Here is a 17,865-nt window from a genome sequence, read left to right on the forward strand (position 1 = left end):
GGGGTGTCGACCGGATCGCAATTCCATGACCCGGGGGGCTGGGGGGGCTGTCTAAATCCAGGATCTGGAACGTTGACGCGACCGGCCGACCTGTTGGACGGTGATGGGGCGCTATGGCCGCAACGCGTCAAGAATGTGGCAAAACCGGGGCGCCGCGTGAAATGTTTGTAAGTTGAAAACTGCGATTCAACCGACGGGAGAATGTGTGTGAAATCAGGTCCCCAGCCCGCGAAATCCGCTCCGGCGCCCATCATGTGGACGCGACACGAGCTGGACGCGATCCTGAGCCTCTATGGCCAGTTCGTCGCGCGCGGGGAATGGAAGGACTATGCGATCGACGGCCTGCGTGACAGCGCGGTCTTCTCGATCTTCCGCCGCCACAGCGAAATGCCGATGTATACCGTGGTGAAGACGCCCGCCGATGCGCACCGCCAGGGCCTCTACAAGGTGGTCGCCATGGGTGGCCAGATCCTCAAGCGTGGTCATGACCTCAAACAGGTCCTGCGCATCTTCGACAAGAAGCGCTTCAATGTGATCGACTGATCCGGCCCGACTCCGGACAAAAGAAAACCCCCGGAGCCGAAGCGCCGGGGGTTTCTTTGTGCGATGTCCGCAATCCTAGTCGCGGCTGCCCAGCAGCGACAGGATGATCTGGAACATGTTGACGAAGGCCAGATACAGGTTGAGAGCACCCATATTCGTCAGCACGGCCATCGAGCGATGATCACCGGCCACCTGGTAATAGGTGACTTTCAGCGCCTGGGTCTGCCAAGCCGTGACACCCGCCATCAGCAGAAGCACGACGAATTGAAGGCCCAGCTCCAGCAGGCTCGACTGGAAGAAGAAGAAATTCAGGATGCCCAGAACCACGGCACCGATGATGGCCATGAAGAGGAAGCTCTGCATCGGCATCAGATTGCGCTTGGTCGTGTAGCCGAACACCGACAGGCCCATAAAGGCAGCCGATGTGATGACGAAGGCCTGGGCAATCGTTGCGAAATCAATGCTCAGTGAGCGGCCCGTAACCGTCTGCACAGCCTCATTCTGCTGGGCGATGATCACCCACATGGACAGCGAGGCACCGATCAGGCCGACGATCGCCCAGTAAAGCAGGGCCGATCCGACCGGAGACGGATTGCGCATGAAGAACATGGATCCGAACAGCAGGGCAATCGGCCCCCACTGGACGAGATAGACCAGCGGTGTGCCGAACACGATCTGCGTCAGCGGCGGTACCGTGCCGACGGCAAAGGCGATGGCCGCCGAAATGAGCAGGCCCAGACCCATCTTGTTGTAGACGCCGAGCATGAAGGAACGCAGGCCGGCATCGACCGACATGTCCATCGCCGGGGCGCCACCATAGGTGCGGGAAAAATCATTCATCGTTGCGACTCTTTCAGTTCGTGACGCGTCCTGAAGACGCTTTGGTGCGTAATATCGTGATATAGCGGCCGCTTGGCAAGGAGGGACGGTGAGAGGCTTGCGTCCCCCCTGACGGGTTTTTGTCAGGATTGGCGGACAAGCCCGAACGGGCCTAGGTCTTCTGCCTGGTAAAGGAATTTCCCATGTCGCTGCGCCTGTTTGCCGCCATTCCGGTGCCCGAGGAGATCGGGCGGGACTATCTGCGCCTGCAAAAGGGTGTTCCGGGCGCGCGCTGGCGGCCGCTGGAAAACTTCCATATCACCCTGCGTTTCTTCGGCGAGATGGATGAACGCCAGGCCGAGGATCTCGACGCCGAGCTGGCGCATATCACCCTGCCGGCCTTTCCGGTGGAGCTGGGCGGGGCCGACTGGTTCGGCAAATCCGATCCGCATGCCCTGTGGATGAGCGTGAAAGCGCCCGACACGCTGACCCGGCTCAATCAGGCCTGCGAGCGCGCCGCCCGCCGCGCCGGACTGGAAGCGGACACCCGCAAATACACGCCGCACATGACGATGGCCTACCTCAACAAATCCCCGGTCGAGAAGGTCCACCGCTTTGTCCAGCGCGCTGCCGATGTGAAAACCCATCCTTGGCAGGTCACGCATTTCTCGCTGTTTGCCAGCTGGACCCATCGCGGCGAAGCCAACATCTATGAGGCGATCGCGGACTATCCGCTGGGCTGAGACAGGCGGGCGATCAGCCCGTCCACACCGGCCTCGATCTGGTCCAGCACGCGTTCGAACCCGTCATCATGGCCGTAATAGGGGTCCGGCACGTCGCGCTCTGCCGGGGTTTCCACCCAGTCCATCAGGCGGGAGACCTGACCACCCGCCCGGCCGGGGGCCAGGCGGCGCAGGAAGCGCTCATGGCTGGCATCCATGGCGATGAGATGATCGAACCGGTCAAAATCCGACCGCTCCACGGCCCGCGCCCGCAAGGGCGAAAGATCATAGCCGCGACGCGCCGCCGTTTCGGTCGCGCGCTCGTCCGGGCTCTCCCCGGCATGCCAGTCACCGGTTCCGGCACTGTCGATCTGCCAGTCCAACCCCAGCGCCTCGACCCGCGCCCGGGCCACCCCGTCCGCCGTCGGCGAGCGGCAGATATTCCCGGTACACACAAACAGGATGCGCATTACTCGGCCTCGACCTCGAACGCGCCCGGCAAGACGGTCAAATGCCAGTCCTCGCCGGTCCGGTAGAGCCAGAACACATCGCCATAGGCCGTTTCAGCCAGACGGCCCTCGGCATTGCACCCGGCCTCGGCCGCCGCTGAATCACCGGCAAATTCCAGCATCCACAGACAGCTCGTATTGGAATGCTCGCCGGCCAGCGTCCAGCGCACCGGGTCATGCCGCGTTTCCGCGAAAGCCTCCGCGCGCTGGCGCGTGATCGTCTCACCCTCGCTACAGTCGACCGCATAGCCATCCACCGCCTGGTGAGCGAGGACTTCGCGGCCACCTGCAGCCGCGGTCAGCCGCGTCCGGCAAGCGGCGCTGGCATAGGCCCGGTCCACAGGCGCCGGCCCAACGAGTTCAGCCAGACGCGCCACCATGGCCTCACCCTGCGGGCTGAGCGGACAGGACATGCCATTGCAGTCGGGCGAAATCTTGCGGGCATGGCGCACGACCAGGACATGCTGGTCGGCCGCTTCCAGTGCCGCCTGGACAGAGGGCTCGGCCAAGTCCAGCAGGGCCGGCCGGTCGAACTCCGCCTCCATTCCAGTTGTTAGGGACAGGGCAGCAAAAACGGTCAGGGCAGTCTGGAACACAAGCATCTCCTCTGGTGCCGGAGCGGCACGGTGAAGAGAGTCAGCCCTGAATCCGGTTCAGGGCAAGCCTTCTTGATCAGAAATCCTCGTCAGCCGGTGCCGGCTCGACCTGAAAGCGCAGCGTGGCCGTCGCCGTCGTGCCTTTGTCGGCCTCACTCTGGAAAGACAGCCCGCCATCCATCAGCCAGGCCAGACGCCAGCAGATGGACAGGCCGATACCGGACTGTGCACCCGACTGCATGACCGGGCCCTTATTGGCCTGTTCCAGAACACTGTCCGACATGCCCACGCCCGTATCGGACACACTAAAGCTCACCGCCACATGATCCGCATCAATGGACTTGCTGCTCACTTTTACGGCGATCGACCCGGACGGTGTGAACTTGATCGCATTGGACAGGAGATGGGACAGGACCTGGCGCACCCGAACCGGATCCCCGATCACGGCCTGATCGCTCATATCCTCGCAATCGCAGGTCAGGGTGAGGCCTTTCTCCGCCGCCAGCGGCTCGAACAGGCCCACGGCGGCCCGGCTGACATCTTGCGGCACAAACAGGGCCGAACGCAGTTCGACCCGCTCGGTCTCAAGCAGGGAAAGGTCAAAAACATCGCTCACCCGGGACAGCATGGCCTGGGCGGAATGCTCCAGCGTCGTCAAAAGCTTGCGCTGATCGTTTTCCAGATTGGTATTGGACAGGAGGCTGGCCAGACCGATCACGCCATTCAGCGGCGTCCGCAATTCATGGCTCAGACCCATCAGGAATTCGGATTTGGCCTTGCGAAAGTCCCGCTCGTGCGCGGCCTCGCTCTTGAGCTCTTCCGCTTCCGTGTCGCGGTGACTGATCTCGGTTTCCAGTGCATCGGCGCTTTCCTGCACCCGCTGGAGCAATCGGTTGACCCCCCGCAGCAGCAATAGAAGGCCGGCGAGAAACAGTCCGGTCGCCACCAGATTGGTGATCCAGCGTGCCGCGCCCTCGAAATTGTTCGCAATCAGCTCAGCCTGCGCGAGGCCGAACACGAAGGGGCCAAAGATGATGACGATGAATTGGAAGCCGTAATACAAGCCCCACAGAACCAGACCTCCGGTCATCAGAGGCAAAGACAGTTCGGCACCCGCGGTCCGGATGACGCGGGCATTCTGCCAAAGAAACCAGATCGCGATGGCCGCTGCCGTCGCGAGTCCAACATCCATCAAACTGGTCAGTAGCACCGAGCGCATTGCCTCACTCGTTCACCGCTATCACCACGGGTTGCAAGACCGTATTCCCCTACTTCTTTACACACTGTTAACCCTCAGCCCTCTCGGGACCCGTCAGCCTTGCTGTCGGGGGCAGGTGTGTAAAGCGCGGACCGGGCACAATGAATTTTTCATTCATCGGGCCCGGCGCCGGTTTTCGGGTCAATCATTGCGGCCGAGGCGACGCTTGCGGCGAGCCAGAAGTTGCAGGCGCAGGGCGTTGAGGCGGATGAAGCCTTCCGCATCCTTCTGGTCGTAGACCTCGTCCTCTTCGAAGGTGACATGGGCTTCCGAATAGAGCGTGTGGGCCGAAGAGCGGCCGACCACATTGACGGAACCCTTGTAGAGTTTCAGCCGGACATCACCGGTGACATGCTCCTGGCTGGCATCAATCGCCGCCTGCAGCATTTCGCGCTCCGGCGAGAACCAGAAGCCTTCATAGAGAAGCTTGGCATAGCGCGGCATCAGCTCATCCTTGAGGTGCGCAGCACCCCGGTCCAGCGTCAGCTGTTCGATCCCGCGGTGGGCCGCCATCAGGATGGTGCCGCCCGGGGTTTCGTAAATGCCGCGGGACTTCATGCCCACAAAGCGGTTCTCGACCAGATCAAGACGGCCGATCCCGTGCTTGCGGCCCAGCTCGTTGAGCGCCGTCAGCAGGGTGGCCGGGGACATCGCGTCACCATTGATGGCCGTGGCATCACCGCGCTCAAAACTGATCGTGACATATTCCGGCGTGTCTGGCGCATCGACCGGGTCGACCGTGCGCTGGAAGACAATGTCGGAGGCTTCCTCGGCCGGGTCTTCCAGGACCTTGCCCTCCGAAGAGGTGTGCCAGAGGTTCGCATCGACCGAGAAGGGCGCTTCGCCGCGCTTGTCCTTGGCGACCTGGATACCGTTCTCTTCGGCGTAGGCGATCAGCTTGGTGCGGGAATTGAGATCCCATTCGCGCCAGGGGGCGATCACGCGCAGATCCGGGTCCAGCGCATAGACGCCCAGTTCAAAACGGACCTGGTCATTGCCCTTGCCGGTGGCACCGTGCGCCACGGCGTCCGCGCCGGTCTCATGCGCAATTTCGACCAGGCGTTTGGAAATCAGCGGACGCGCGATCGAGGTGCCCAGCAGGTAGAGGCCCTCATAGACCGCATTGGCCCGCACCATCGGATAGACGAAATCCCGCACGAATTCCTCGCGCAGATCCTCGATGAAAATGTCTTTCACGCCTGCGGCTTCGGCCTTCTTGCGCGCCGGTTCCAATTCCTCACCCTGGCCGAGATCGGCGGTGAAGGTAACGACTTCCGCGTCGTAATGGTCCTGGAGCCATTTCAGGATGACCGAAGTGTCGAGGCCACCGGAATAGGCAAGAACGACCTTTTTGACGGGCTTTTTCGCAGGCATGTGCATGTCCTTTTCGATTTTCCCAGCGCGTAGCGCCACATTCGTGCGGGTGCAAGGATTTCCTTCGGCCCGAAGCGCTGGACAGGCGGCAAAGGCATGCCATTCTCCGGCCCATGTTTCGATCCGGCCTATCCCGTTTTTCCCGCTATCGCGGTCGCCGCGCCCGCTTCGAGCACGGCCCGCAGGATGAAGCCGCGCTCGATATCCGGCTGGCAGCCCTGTGCCGGCAAGCGGCCGGGCTGGGTTTGACCAGCCCCCAAATACTGCTGGAATATCTCGACGCGCGGGGCCTCGACACCGGCCTGCCCCGCCTCTCGGCCTGTCTCGCAGCCCTGAGCCGTGCCCGCGGCCCCCTTGCGCCGGAGCAGTTCGGTCAGGACCTCTCCCATGACGGGCTGGACCTTCTGGAGCGGGCCGTCGGCGATGATCTCGCCATTCCGAACTTTGCCCATTTCTGTCACCGCGTATCCGGCTTTTTCAGCTATGCGCAGGAAAACCGGCGCGGCCAGATCGCCGACTACATCCCCGAACTCGCGCGCCAGGATGCCGACGGGTTCGGCCTGGCCCTGTGTTCGATTGACGGACAGCGCTTCAATCTGGGCGATGCCCAGACCGGCTTCTGCCTGCAATCGGTCGTGAAACCGCTCAATTATGCCCTCGCCCTGGCGCTGAACGGGGAAAGCCTGGTTCACGCCCATGTCGGACGGGAGCCCTCGGGCCGCCGCTTCAACGAGCTGGCCCTGGACCCCGATCACCGGCCCCATAATCCGATGATCAATGCCGGCGCCATCATGTGTGCCGCCCTCATCCGCCCGGCCCAGCCTGTGGAGGCCCGGGCCGAACTGATCCGGCGCTTTGTCATGTCCGCGGCCGGCGGTGCGGACTGCAGGCTCGACGAGGCCGTCTACCGGTCCGAACTGGCCACGGCCGACCGCAATCGCTCCCTCGTCAAAATGATGGATGAGCACGACGCCTTCCCGCCCGGCACCGACACGCAGGCCGCCCTCGATCTCTATTTTCGGGCCTGCGCCCTCAGCCTGGATTGCGATGCCCTGTCCGTCGTGGCCGCCATGCTGGCCAATGGCGGGGTCTGTCCGGTCACCGGCCACCGGGTGATCGACCCGGTCATGGTCCGTCACACCCTCTCCCTCATGCTGACCTGCGGCATGTATGACTATTCCGGCGAGTTTGCCTTCACGGTCGGCCTGCCCGCCAAGTCCGGCGTCTCAGGCGGGTTGATGATCGTCATTCCCGGTGTCGGCGGTTTCGGCCTCTGGTCGCCCCGGCTGGACCGGCAGGGCAATTCGGTACGCGGCGTCGAGTTCTGCCAGCGCCTGGTGGAAGATTACCCGTTTCACATCTTTGCCGGGGTCGCGTCTGACTGAGAAGCGCGGCATGATCGCCGCCTTGCCGGAGTTCCCCCATGCTTGATTGGTCCCTGTTTCCGCTTTTCCTGGCCGCTGGCCTGGCCCTGGCGCTCAGCCCGGGTCCGGACATGGCCTTCACCCTGGCAACAGCCGCCTCGCGCGGTCCGCGTGCCGGTCTGGGTGCCGTGGCCGGCATTATCACGGGCGGCCTGATCTGGACTCTGGCCGCAGCCGCCGGCCTCGCCGCCCTGGTGGCGGCCTCCGAACACGCCCTGACCGTGGTCCGCTATGCCGGTGGGGCCTATCTCGTCTGGCTGGCCATCCGCACGGTCCGGGCGCTGGATGCGCCCATGCATGCCAAGAGCGCCCGCGATGCCTGGCACGGTTTCCGCCAAGGCCTGATGACCAATCTGCTCAATCCCAAGATCGGCCTCTTTTTCCTGGCCCTCCTGCCGCAATTCACCAATCCGGACATCGGCCCGGTGTGGCTGCAAATGCTGAGCCTGGGTCTGATTTTCTTCGCCATGGGCACGATCATCCTGACCATTGTCGCCCTGGCGGCCGGCGCCGCCCGCGACCGGCTGGCCCGCTCCGCCCGCTCACGACGCGTTCTCAATGGCTTGGCGGCCACGGCCTTCGGCGGGCTCGGTCTGCGCTTGCTTTTTTCGGGCAATACGGCCTAGAAGCCCGTTCATGTCCAAGACCTCTGACCCCCGCCTCATCGTCGCGCTTGACCTGCCGTCGACCGACGAAGCCTGGACGCTGACCCAACGGGTCGGCGACGCCGTCGATTACTACAAGATCGGGCTACAGCTCTTCCCGCTTGGCGGGATGGATCTGTGCCGCCGCCTGAAATCGGCCGGCAAATCGGTCTTCCTGGACTTCAAACTCCACGACATCCCGGCCACGGTGGAAAAAGCCACGCGCTCGATCACCCAGGGCGGGGCCGACCTCCTGACCGTGCACGCCGAGCCGCCGGTCATGCGCGCGGCGGTCGCCGGATGCGAGGGCTCGGACCTGCAAATCCTCGGCGTCACCGTGCTGACCAGTTATGACGACGCCATGCTGACCGAGATGGGCTATGCCTATGGTGCCCGCGACCTGGTCCTGCGCCGGGTCGAACAGGCGCTGGAATGCGGCGTCCACGGGATTGTCGCCAGCGCTCATGAAGCGGCGGAAATCCGCCAGCGTTTCGGTGACGGCTTCCATATCGTCACGCCAGGCATTCGTCCGGACGGTGCCGATATCGGTGACCAGAAACGCGTGGCCACGCCGGCCAAGGCCCTCAGCGAGGGCGCGACCCATCTCGTGGTCGGACGCCCGGTCAATGCCGCACCCGATCCGGCCCAGGCTGCCCGGGATATTGTCGCGGAAATGCAGACCGTTCCGGCCTGAACCCGGCTCTAATTGTAAGGATAGGCGCGCGGCGGCGTGATCACCGGCCGGCCGATTGAGGGCCGGTCCATGGCACGAACCTGCCGCGTCAACGAGGTCGGCGGACCGGCAAAACCCGTCCGGACGCGGCCATCCGCGCCGATCAGGATCAAGCCGCGATAGGAATAGACCGGCTGGAATCCCGGCCGTTCGACCCCGCCCACCAGCGAGCCGGTGAAAAAATCATCCTGCAGGACAACCCGTTCGCGCACCGGTTCCGCGACCGGACGGGCCGGCGGCGGCGACATCTGCGCCCGCGGCGCCTCAAGGGCCGGTCGTGCCGGCACATCCATCACCAGCCGTTGCGGCGGCGCACCGGCCAGCCGGTCGGCCGGTCGGGATGGCTGAGCGGAAGGAGGAGCCGGCGCAGCCTGGTCTGCCGAAAAACGGCAGGCGGGCCCGGTATAGGTCCCTGCACGGGCCTCGGCGATATCCTGGGCGGTGCAGACACGATCCGGCACAGCCTGCCCCAGCGCGCTCGCGGGCAGGATGAGGGCGGCGGTCAGGGCCGCCAGGATGAGATGGGACTGTGCCATAGCGGCACACTAGCGCGCCGCACCGCCTTCGCTAAGCCGATGCGCGCCACAGGCGAAACCCGCGGCTAGAAATCGCTGATAATGCCCTTCTTCTCCCAGTCGCCGAACCGCGTCGGTTCCGGGCCCTTGCGGCCACCCAGCTCGGTCGGACGCTCTTCGGCTGCAGCCGCGGCACGCCGCGCCTCGGCCTCGGCCAACGCCCGCTTGGCAGCCTCGCTCAGCGGTTTGCGGGGAGAGGGGACAGACGGCGCGTCCGTCCCGTCTTGAGAAGTCTCATCGGTCATACCACTTATCTAGTCCGACGAGGGCCGCATGGCCATGTGTATTGGAGCTTGCACGACAGATGACCGCAAACGGATTGAGAACCTTCCTGCTTCTGGCCGGCATGACGGCCTTTTTCATGGGGATCGGCTATCTTCTGGGCGGACCGGCCGGGGCCATGCTGGCGCTTGTCGTGGCCGCCGGCATGAATCTGTTCGCCTGGTGGAATTCCGCCGACATGGTGCTGCGCATGCATGGCGCGCGCGCGATCACACCCTCCGAACGCCATCCTGCCCTGCGCCAGTATGCGCTGGACGTGCAGATGCTGGCCCAGCGCGCCAATTTGCCGGCCCCGCGCGTCTATGTGATCGAGACCGACCAGCCCAATGCCTTCGCCACCGGCCGTGATCCGCAGCATGCCGCCGTCGCCGCCACGACCGGCCTGCTGGCCCGGCTCGACCGCGAAGAGGTCCAGGGTGTGATGGCGCACGAGCTGGCCCATGTGAAAAACCGCGACACGCTGACCATGACCGTCACCGCCACCCTGGCCGGTGCGATCGGCATGCTGGCCAATTTCGCCCTCTTTTTCGGCGGCAATAACCGCGCCGGACTGATCGGCTCCATCGCCCTGGCGATCTTCGCGCCGATGGCGGCCATGCTGGTCCAGAGCGCGATCAGCCGCGCCCGTGAATATGAAGCCGACCGGATCGGTGCGGAAATCATGGGCAAGCCGATGGCCCTCGCCAGCGCGCTGGAAAAGATCGAGCGCTCGGCCCGCCAGACCCTCAACCCCGCCGCGGAACGCAATCCGGCCACCGCCCACATGTTCATCATCAACCCGCTGAACGGGCAGAATATGGACAATCTCTTCTCCACCCACCCGGACACGGCCAACCGGATCGCCAAACTGCGCGAAATGGCGGGCGCCGCGGCCCCGGTCTCGTCAGGCCCTTGGGCGCCCCGGGGTCCCTGGGGCTAGGGTGCATGGCCGGTTTGCGGCCAGAAGGAATCGACGGAACCGGGCCCGCGTGCTAGCTCCGCGCCGATGACAGACGGACTTGCTTCGCGGCGCTCGGCCGCCCACGCCTATATGGCCATCATGTCCCAGCGCAAAACGCTGGAATCGGCCCTGGAACACACACGCGGCTATCGCGAGATGGAAACCCGCGACCGGGCTTTCGCGCGTGCCATTCTGGCCACGACCTTCCGCCGCCATGGCCAGACCATCGCCGTTCTGTCCAAGCTTCTCGCCAAACCCTTGGAAGAAACCCCGGAACCGGCGGTCGCGCTTCTGGTCACCGGCGCAACCCAGCTTCTGTGGATGGATGGCGCACCGCATGCCGTGGTTTCCACGACGGTGGCGCTGGCCGAGGAAAACAAGGCGGCCTTCGGCCTGAAAGGCCTGATCAATGCCGTCCTGCGCAAGGTCGACAAGGAAGGCCGCGACCTGGCGGCCCGCACCGCCCCGCGCGACAATCTTCCCGACTGGATGGCCCGCGCTTGGCGCAAGGCCTACGGCCCGGGCGCCCTGGCCCGCATGACCAATGTCCTGATGGACCCGCCGCCGCTGGACATCACGCTGAAAGACCCGGCCGAGCGCGAGAAATGGGCCGAAGCCCTGAAGGCCGAAATCCTGCCGACCGGCTCCCTGCGCCGCCAGGAAATCGGCGATATCACCCAATTGCCGGGCTATCGCGACGGAGCCTGGTGGATCCAGGACGCCGCCGCCGCCATCCCGGCCACCCTGCTGGGCGTGAAAGAGCGCGATCACGTCCTCGACATGTGCGCCGCGCCGGGCGGCAAGACGCTGCAACTGGCAGCCCTGGGTGCGCGCGTCACGGCGATCGACAGTTCCGCCGGCCGGCTCAAGCAATTGCGCGACAATCTCGGCCGCACCCAGATGCGGGCCAATGTCGTGGCCGAGGATGGCCGCCGCTTCAAACCGAAGGGCCCGGCCGACGCCATCCTCCTGGATGCGCCCTGTACCGCGACCGGTACGCTGCGCCGCCATCCCGAGGCCTCACAGATCAAGAAGCCCGGCCAGGTCGCCAAAATGGTGAAACTCCAGCTGGAACTGGCCAATGCGGCCACGCGCTTCCTGCGCCCGGGCGGCACGCTCGTCCTGTGCACCTGTTCCCTGCAGCCGGAAGAAGGCGAGGGGCTCGCCGCCGAACTTCTCAAGCGACAGAGCGAGCTGACCGTGCGTCCGATCCAGGACGGGGAAGTGCCCGGTCTTGAAGACGCGATCACGCCGGAAGGCTGGCTGCGCCTCACCCCGGCCATGTGGGCCGAAAAGGGCGGGCTGGACGGTTTCTTCATCGCCCGGTTCGAAAAGCGGATTTCAGCGTAAATTCACTGCGAAACGTCCGCATCGCTTGCGCGCCAGCAGCCTCACTGTTATCGGATCGGCATGTCCAAATCCGTGATCATTTCGCCGTCCATCCTGTCTGCCGACTTCGCCAAGCTCGGCGAGGAAGTCCGCGCCATCGACGAGGCTGGCGCCGACTGGATCCATGTCGACGTGATGGATGGCCACTATGTGCCGAACATCACGATCGGACCGGCCGTGGTCAAAGCCCTGCGCCCGCACAGCCAGAAGACCTTCGACGTCCATCTGATGATCCAGCCGGTTGATCCCTATCTGGAAGCCTTCGCGGAGGCCGGATCGGACATCATCACGGCGCACCCGGAAGCCGGGCCGCACTTCCATCGCACGGTCCAGAACATCCGCTCCCTGGGCGTGAAGGCCGGCGCCGCGCTCAACCCGTCCACCGATCCGGGCATTATCGACTACGTCCTGGACGAGCTCGACCTTGTCCTGGTGATGAGTGTCAATCCGGGCTTTGGCGGACAGAGCTTCATCGACAGCCAGCTGCGCAAGATCGAGCAGATCCGCACGATGATTGATGCGCGCGGCCTGTCCACGATGATCGAAGTGGATGGCGGGGTGAATCCGGAAACGGCCAAGTCCTGCATGGCCGCCGGTGCCGATGCGCTGGTCGCCGGCAGCGCGGTCTTCCGGGGCGGGCCGGACGCCTACCGCGACAATATCCACGCCCTGCGCGGCTGATCGCCATGGCTCGCACGCTGCGTCTGTCCGATTATGCCGGCGCGAGCATTATGGGTCTGCGCCGCGAGGCCTCGGCCACGCTCAACGCCATCGGCCTGCCCTGGGGATTCCAGGGCCTGACCAGTCTTCCCGATGCGCTGGAAATCCTGCCGGACGACCTCTATGCGGCCGATTCAGATCGTGGCGAGGCCATCATGGTCGGCCGTTTTTCCCTGGCCGGCGATGTCCATGTCGTCGAAAACCCTTCGGACATCTGGCTCCAGCCGGCCCCCACGCGGGCCTTTGCCCGCCGCCTGCACGGTTTCGGCTGGCTGCGCGACTGCCTCGTCGTGCCGGAAAAGGATGGCGCGGCGCTGGCCCGCACACTGGTCGATAGCTGGATCGAGGCCTTTGGCCGCTGGAACGGCTTTGCCTGGTCCCATGGCGTGCTCTCGGCGCGCTTGCTGAACTGGTTGCGCTGCGGCGAGGCCCTGTTCAACACGGATGAAGGCGACCGCAAGGCCCGCCGCAACCGTTTCCGCGCCCTGCTGCGCCAGGCGCGTTATCTCCAGCGCTCCCTGCCCATCGCCCATGACGGCGCGGTGCGTCTGCGCTGTGCGACGGCACTGGCCCTGGCCGGTATCTGCCTGCCGCGGCAGGCTGCCTTGCAGAAGGCCGGGCTGCAGGCGCTGGTTCGCGAAGTGGGCCGACAGATCCTGCCCGATGGCGGCCATGTCTCCCGCTCGCCCCGCGCCTGCGCCGAAACCCTGATCGACCTCGTCACCCTGCGCGATGCGGCCGAGCGCGCCGGAATCAGCCTGCCCTCTGAAATCAATCGTGCGATGGATCGGCTGGCCCCGATGGCCCGCTTCTTCCGCATGTCCGATGGCGGGCTGGCCAGTTTCCATGGTGGCGGGGAATGCGATCATTCCGCCCTGGCCCATGCCCTGGACCGCGACGACACCCAGGCCAAACCCTTCGGCTTCGCGCCCCATTCCGGCTATCACCGGGCCGAGGCTGGCGGTGCCACCATTCTGCTGGATGTCGGCAAGCCGGCGCCGGGCGCTCTGTCCACCAGCGCCCATGCCAGCGCCCTGGCCTTTGAACTCTGCACATCCGGTGGCCGCCTTGTGGTCAATTGCGGCTGGCATGATGACCAGCCCGCCTCCTGGCGCGAAGCGGTCCGCGCCTCGGCAGCCCATTCCACGCTGACCCTGGATGAAACCTCCTCCGCGCGCCTGTTCGGGCCGGGCTGGCAGCGTGACCTTCTGGGTCCGCGCCTGGTCTTCCCGTCCGGCTCGGTGACAGCCCGGCGCAATGAGGAGGAAATGGGTGTCTGGCTGGAAGGCATCCATGAAGGCTATCGCTCCAGCTATGGCCTCTCGCACCGCCGCCGGGTCTTCCTGGCCGCCGATGGCGGGGATTTGCGCGGCGAGGATGCGCTGTTCCGACCGGTCTCCGACGGACCGCCGGATGATGTCGATGTGCGCTGGCCCTTCGCCATCCGCTTCCACCTGCATCCCGATGTCCGCGCCTCCCTGTCACGCGATTCCATGAGTGCCCTTCTGGTCCAGCCCAATGGCGATGGCTGGCGCTTCCGCACCGATGGCGGACCTATCCGTCTGGAACGTTCGGTTTATTTGGCAGCGGGTGCACCTCCACAACGGGCCACACAAATAGTAATACAGGGGGATGCCGAACCCTTCGGGGCCGGCGACAGACCGCCGAACCGGGTTCGCTGGGCTTTCCAGCGCCTGGGCCGTATCGGCGGTGCGGGGGGAGATACCGAATGACGCGGCGCAAGCCCGACACGGTCAAAACAGCGACGCATCGCAACCAGATCTCCATGGTCGCCGTGGCGCTCTTCGACCTGTGCGCCGGGGCCTTTTCCATGTGGGCTGCGGTTCTGCTGCGCTACCGGTTCGAACCGATCGCCCCGCCGGACCAGATCGTCCTGCAATCCGTCGCCGTGTTCGCGCTCTCCTGCGCCCTGGTCTTCCCGGTGGAGGGCCTGCACCGCGGTCTCTGGCGCTATGCCGCCCTCAATGATGCGGCCCGCATCGTACGCGCCGTGGTGATCGCCAATCTCGTCTTCCTGCCCATTCTCTTCCTGATCAATCGTCTGGACGGTTTCCCGCGGACCGCCATCCTGATCGACATCCCGATCCTGATCGGTCTGCTTCTGGCACCGCGCTTCATTTTTGGCGGTTTGCGGACCCAGGGCCTGCGCGCCCTGCTTCAGGTGGAAGACCGGAGCAAGCCGGCGGCCATCCTGGTCGGGTCCGAAGCCGAACTGGATGATGCCCTGCGCGATCTGCATCGCCGCAACGGATCCGCGCCCTTCCGGGCCAAGGGTTTGATCGAGCCCAATTCCGCCCTGACCGGCCATGCCATCCGCGGTATTCCGGTTCTGGGCGGGATGAATTCCCTGGAAGCCGCACTCACCCGGCTGACCCAGGCCGAACATCAGCCGCCGCGCCTGGTCCTGGCCGGGGATTCCGCCGATGTTGACGTGGTCAACCAGCTCATCCGCATTGCCTCCAAGACCGGGGCCAAACTGTCCCGTGCGCGTCCCGCCGAAGGTCCGGGTGCCTTCTCGCCGGTTGAAGCCGCCGACCTGCTCAATCGCCCGCCGCGACCGCCCAATCTGGAACCAGCGCGCCCGCTGATCGAAGGCAAGCGCATCCTGATCACCGGGGCCGGCGGCACGATCGGCTCCCAGCTGGCCCGCCTGGCGGCCACGCTCAATCCGGGCAAGCTGATCTTCTTTGATGCCTCCGAGGCCAATCTCTACGAGATCGACCTGGAATTCTCGCGCCGCACCCAGCGGGTCGCCTGGCGTGCCATCCTGGGCGATATCCGCGATACCGAACGTCTCGATGCCGTGTTCGCCGAGGAAAAACCGGACGTGGTCCTGCACGCCGCCGCGCTGAAACACGTGCCCATGAGCGAGCTCAATCCCGGCGAGGCCGTGCGCACGAATGTGGTCGGCACGGTCAATACGATCGAGACAGCCAAACGCCATGGCACGCGTGTCGTCGCCCTGATCTCCACGGACAAGGCCGTGGAACCCAATAATGTCATGGGTGCCACCAAGCGCGCTGCCGAACTCTATGCCCGCGGTGCGGCGGAGGCCGGCGGCGATACCCGGATCTGCGTCGTGCGGTTCGGCAATGTGCTGGGCTCCACCGGTTCGGTCGTGCCCCTGTTCGAACGCCAGATCGAGGCCGGCGAACCGGTCACCATCACCGACCCGGAAGCCACCCGCTATTTCATGACGGTGGAGGAAGCCTCCGGTCTCGTGCTTGATGCCGCGGCCCAGACTGCGTTTGACCCGGCCCTGAACGGCGCGCTCTACGTGCTCGACATGGGCAAGCCGGTGTCCATCCTGCGCCTTGCCCGCCAGCTTCTGCGCCTGCGGGGCCATGACCCGGACATGCCCGGCGCGATTTCCATTGTCGGCCTGCGTCCCGGCGAAAAGCGCCATGAGAGCCTGGTCTATGAATTCGAACGGCGTGAGGCGACGAAGATTGACGGCGTGTGGTGCGTGACAGGACCGACACTGGATCGCGAACAGGTCAGCCAGGCGCTCGATACTGTCCTCAAATCAACGCATTCCGGCCAAAGGGACGCCACCGGGGTGGCCCTGGAAGCCCTGTGCGCCCTGCGTCCGCGCGAGACCGCCACATTGACTTGATCACCCGGCGTGGTAACTCGCCGCGCATCCGGGTGGATTGAACGGAGCCCCAACCATGTCCGACCTCGCACTTGCGCCCGTCCGGCGCGCGCTGATTTCTGTTTCCGACAAGTCCGGTCTCATCGAGCGTGGCCGTCAATTGGCGGATGCCGGGGTTGAGATCCTCTCCACGGGCGGCACGCTACGCGCCCTCAAGGATGCTGGCATTCCGGCGAAGGACGTCTCCGAGGTCACCGAATTTCCCGAAATGATGGATGGCCGCCTGAAAACCCTGCACCCGCGCGTGCATGGCGGCCTGCTCGGCCGGCGCGACAATGCCGAGGACCGCGCCTCCATGTCCGAGCACGGCATCCCGAATATCGACCTGCTCTACGTCAATCTCTACCCGTTCGAAGAGACGGTGGCGAAAGGCGGCGAATACGCCGATTGCGTCGAGAATATCGATATTGGCGGTCCGGCCATGATCCGCGCCGCCGCCAAGAACCATGCCTGGGTGAATGTCTGCACCGATGGTGCCGATGTCGATGCGGTCCTGGCCGCCATGGGCGAGCATGAGGGTGCCACTCCGCTCAGCCTGCGCCAATCCCTGGCTGCGAAATCCTATGCGCGCACGGCCGCCTATGATGCGGCGATTTCCAACTGGTTTGCCGACCAGCTGGGCAATGGCGCCCCGGCCTGGCGGGCCTTTGGCGGTCAGCTCGCCCAAGCCCTGCGCTATGGCGAGAACCCGCACCAGAAGGCGGCCTTCTACACCACGCCGGAAACCCGCAAGGGCATTGCCACGGCCAAACAGGTCCAGGGCAAGGCGCTCAGCTATAACAATCTGGCCGATGCCGATGCGGCCTTCGAGCTGGCTGGCGAGTTTGACCCCAGCGACAAGCCGGCCGTGGTCATCGTCAAGCACGCCAATCCGTGCGGCGTCGCCGTGCATGACAGCCTGGCCGCAGCCTATGAGAAGGCCTTCGCCGCTGACCCGATCTCGGCCTTTGGCGGCATTGTCGCCATGAACAAGACGCTCGATGCGGAAACCGCGGGCGAGCTGGTGAAAATCTTCACCGAAGTCGTCGTGGCTCCGGATGCCGACGAAGACGCTCTGGCAGTCCTGTCGGGCAAGTCCAATCTTCGCGTCCTGCTGACCGGTGGCATGCCGGACCCGAACCAGGCCGGCTGGCTGACCAAGACGGTCGCCGGTGGTCTCCTGGTCCAGGAGCGCGACACCGCCATGATCGGGCTGGACGAGCTCAAAGTCGTCACCGAGCGCGCACCGACCGAAGCGGAACTCGCCGATCTCATGTTCGCCTGGAAAGTCGTCAAACACGTCAAGTCGAACGCCATCGTTTACGCCCGCAACGGTTCCACGGCCGGGATCGGCATGGGCCAGACCAGCCGTCTGGAAGCCGCCCGCCTCGCCGTCCGCAAGGCCGAGGCGACGGCACAAGAACACAAGTGGGACGCCCCGCGCACCGAGGGTTCCGTCTGTGCCTCTGACGCCTTCTTCCCCTTCGCCGACGGTCTCAATGCCGCCGCCGAAGCCGGGGCCACGGCCGTCATCCAACCGGGCGGTTCGATCCGAGACGAGGAAGTCATCGAAGCCGCCAACAAGGCCGGCATCGCCATGGTCTTCACCGGGATGCGCCACTTCCGTCACTGATCCGGACCGGCGGGAGAGCGATTTCACGCCGTTTCATTAAAATGCGCGA

18 protein-coding genes are annotated in these 17,865 nt (G+C 65.0%); 11 read left to right on the forward strand and 7 right to left on the reverse strand.

Annotated features, from left to right (window positions below):
- Positions 1-252: 252 nt before the first annotated feature.
- A complete protein-coding gene (locus I0K07_RS02245; protein ID WP_238934382.1) occupies positions 253-543 on the forward strand; it encodes a DUF2794 domain-containing protein in 291 nt (96 codons plus the stop codon).
- Between the two features lie 75 nt (positions 544-618).
- On the opposite strand, the gene I0K07_RS02250 is transcribed toward I0K07_RS02245, so the two are convergent.
- The gene (locus tag I0K07_RS02250) at positions 619-1,383 is read right to left on the reverse strand and encodes a Bax inhibitor-1/YccA family protein (protein ID WP_203291038.1); all 765 of its coding nucleotides are present in this window, start codon (positions 1,381-1,383) and stop codon (positions 619-621) included.
- Positions 1,384-1,565: 182 nt separating this feature from the next.
- Here I0K07_RS02250 and thpR point away from each other — a divergent pair, with 182 nt between their 5' ends.
- Complete coding sequence (gene thpR, locus I0K07_RS02255) at positions 1,566-2,105, forward strand: RNA 2',3'-cyclic phosphodiesterase (RefSeq protein WP_203291039.1); 540 nt, start codon at positions 1,566-1,568, stop codon at positions 2,103-2,105.
- Here thpR and I0K07_RS02260 read toward each other — a convergent pair.
- The 4 genes from I0K07_RS02260 to I0K07_RS02275 all read right to left on the reverse strand — a co-directional run bounded on the left by I0K07_RS02260 (position 2,090) and on the right by I0K07_RS02275 (position 5,821).
- Positions 2,090-2,554, reverse strand: coding sequence for a low molecular weight protein-tyrosine-phosphatase (locus tag I0K07_RS02260; RefSeq protein WP_203291040.1), 465 nt, complete (start codon positions 2,552-2,554; stop codon positions 2,090-2,092). The genes thpR and I0K07_RS02260 overlap by 16 nt on opposite strands.
- Positions 2,554-3,189: a histidine phosphatase family protein gene (locus I0K07_RS02265; protein ID WP_203291041.1), complete on the reverse strand. Its 636-nt coding sequence runs from the start codon at positions 3,187-3,189 to the stop codon at positions 2,554-2,556. Before I0K07_RS02265 ends, I0K07_RS02260 begins: the two co-directional genes overlap by 1 nt.
- A gap of 76 nt (positions 3,190-3,265) precedes the next feature.
- Entirely contained in the window at positions 3,266-4,381 is a 1,116-nt protein-coding gene (locus I0K07_RS02270) for a sensor histidine kinase (RefSeq protein WP_203291042.1), read from the reverse strand.
- 207 nt (positions 4,382-4,588) lie between these two features.
- On the reverse strand, positions 4,589-5,821 hold the full coding sequence (locus I0K07_RS02275) for an argininosuccinate synthase (protein ID WP_203291043.1): 1,233 nt from the start codon (positions 5,819-5,821) through the stop codon (positions 4,589-4,591).
- Positions 5,822-5,934: 113 nt separating this feature from the next.
- On the opposite strand from I0K07_RS02275, the gene glsA reads away from it, so the two are divergent.
- From glsA to pyrF, 3 genes are read left to right on the forward strand one after another with little or no spacing between them, the layout of a single operon-like run.
- Entirely contained in the window at positions 5,935-7,206 is a 1,272-nt protein-coding gene (gene glsA, locus I0K07_RS02280; protein ID WP_203291044.1) for a glutaminase A, read from the forward strand.
- A 38-nt stretch (positions 7,207-7,244) separates the two neighbouring features.
- Positions 7,245-7,871: a LysE family translocator gene (locus tag I0K07_RS02285; protein ID WP_203291045.1), complete on the forward strand. Its 627-nt coding sequence runs from the start codon at positions 7,245-7,247 to the stop codon at positions 7,869-7,871.
- A 10-nt stretch (positions 7,872-7,881) separates the two neighbouring features.
- Positions 7,882-8,583 (forward strand): orotidine-5'-phosphate decarboxylase, encoded by a 702-nt coding sequence (gene pyrF, locus I0K07_RS02290; RefSeq protein WP_203291046.1) that lies wholly within the window; start codon positions 7,882-7,884, stop codon positions 8,581-8,583.
- 8 nt (positions 8,584-8,591) lie between these two features.
- Here pyrF and I0K07_RS02295 read toward each other — a convergent pair whose 3' ends face one another.
- Positions 8,592-9,158, reverse strand: a complete 567-nt coding sequence (locus I0K07_RS02295; protein WP_203291047.1) for a hypothetical protein — start codon at positions 9,156-9,158, stop codon at positions 8,592-8,594.
- Between the two features lie 65 nt (positions 9,159-9,223).
- On the reverse strand, positions 9,224-9,442 hold the full coding sequence (locus tag I0K07_RS02300; protein ID WP_203291048.1) for a DUF1674 domain-containing protein: 219 nt from the start codon (positions 9,440-9,442) through the stop codon (positions 9,224-9,226).
- 59 nt (positions 9,443-9,501) lie between these two features.
- On the opposite strand from I0K07_RS02300, the gene htpX reads away from it, so the two are divergent.
- From htpX to purH, 6 genes are all read left to right on the forward strand, one after another.
- Complete coding sequence (htpX, locus tag I0K07_RS02305) at positions 9,502-10,398, forward strand: zinc metalloprotease HtpX (RefSeq protein ID WP_203291049.1); 897 nt, start codon at positions 9,502-9,504, stop codon at positions 10,396-10,398.
- A 66-nt stretch (positions 10,399-10,464) separates the two neighbouring features.
- Positions 10,465-11,769, forward strand: coding sequence for an RsmB/NOP family class I SAM-dependent RNA methyltransferase (locus tag I0K07_RS02310; protein WP_203291050.1), 1,305 nt, complete (start codon positions 10,465-10,467; stop codon positions 11,767-11,769).
- A 60-nt stretch (positions 11,770-11,829) separates the two neighbouring features.
- Complete coding sequence (rpe, locus tag I0K07_RS02315) at positions 11,830-12,489, forward strand: ribulose-phosphate 3-epimerase (RefSeq protein WP_203291051.1); 660 nt, start codon at positions 11,830-11,832, stop codon at positions 12,487-12,489.
- 5 nt (positions 12,490-12,494) lie between these two features.
- Positions 12,495-14,261 carry a heparinase II/III family protein gene (locus tag I0K07_RS02320; protein ID WP_203291052.1) on the forward strand — a complete coding sequence of 589 codons (1,767 nt, stop codon included), beginning with the start codon at positions 12,495-12,497 and terminating at the stop codon, positions 14,259-14,261.
- The gene (locus I0K07_RS02325) at positions 14,258-16,165 is read left to right on the forward strand and encodes an SDR family NAD(P)-dependent oxidoreductase (protein ID WP_203291053.1); all 1,908 of its coding nucleotides are present in this window, start codon (positions 14,258-14,260) and stop codon (positions 16,163-16,165) included. The genes I0K07_RS02320 and I0K07_RS02325 overlap by 4 nt, the downstream gene beginning before the upstream one ends.
- A gap of 55 nt (positions 16,166-16,220) precedes the next feature.
- Complete coding sequence (purH, locus tag I0K07_RS02330) at positions 16,221-17,816, forward strand: bifunctional phosphoribosylaminoimidazolecarboxamide formyltransferase/IMP cyclohydrolase (protein WP_203291054.1); 1,596 nt, start codon at positions 16,221-16,223, stop codon at positions 17,814-17,816.
- The last annotated feature ends 49 nt before the right edge of the window (positions 17,817-17,865 follow it).

The organism is Maricaulis parjimensis, assembly GCF_016817355.1.
GTDB lineage: Bacteria > Pseudomonadota > Alphaproteobacteria > Caulobacterales > Maricaulaceae > Maricaulis > Maricaulis parjimensis.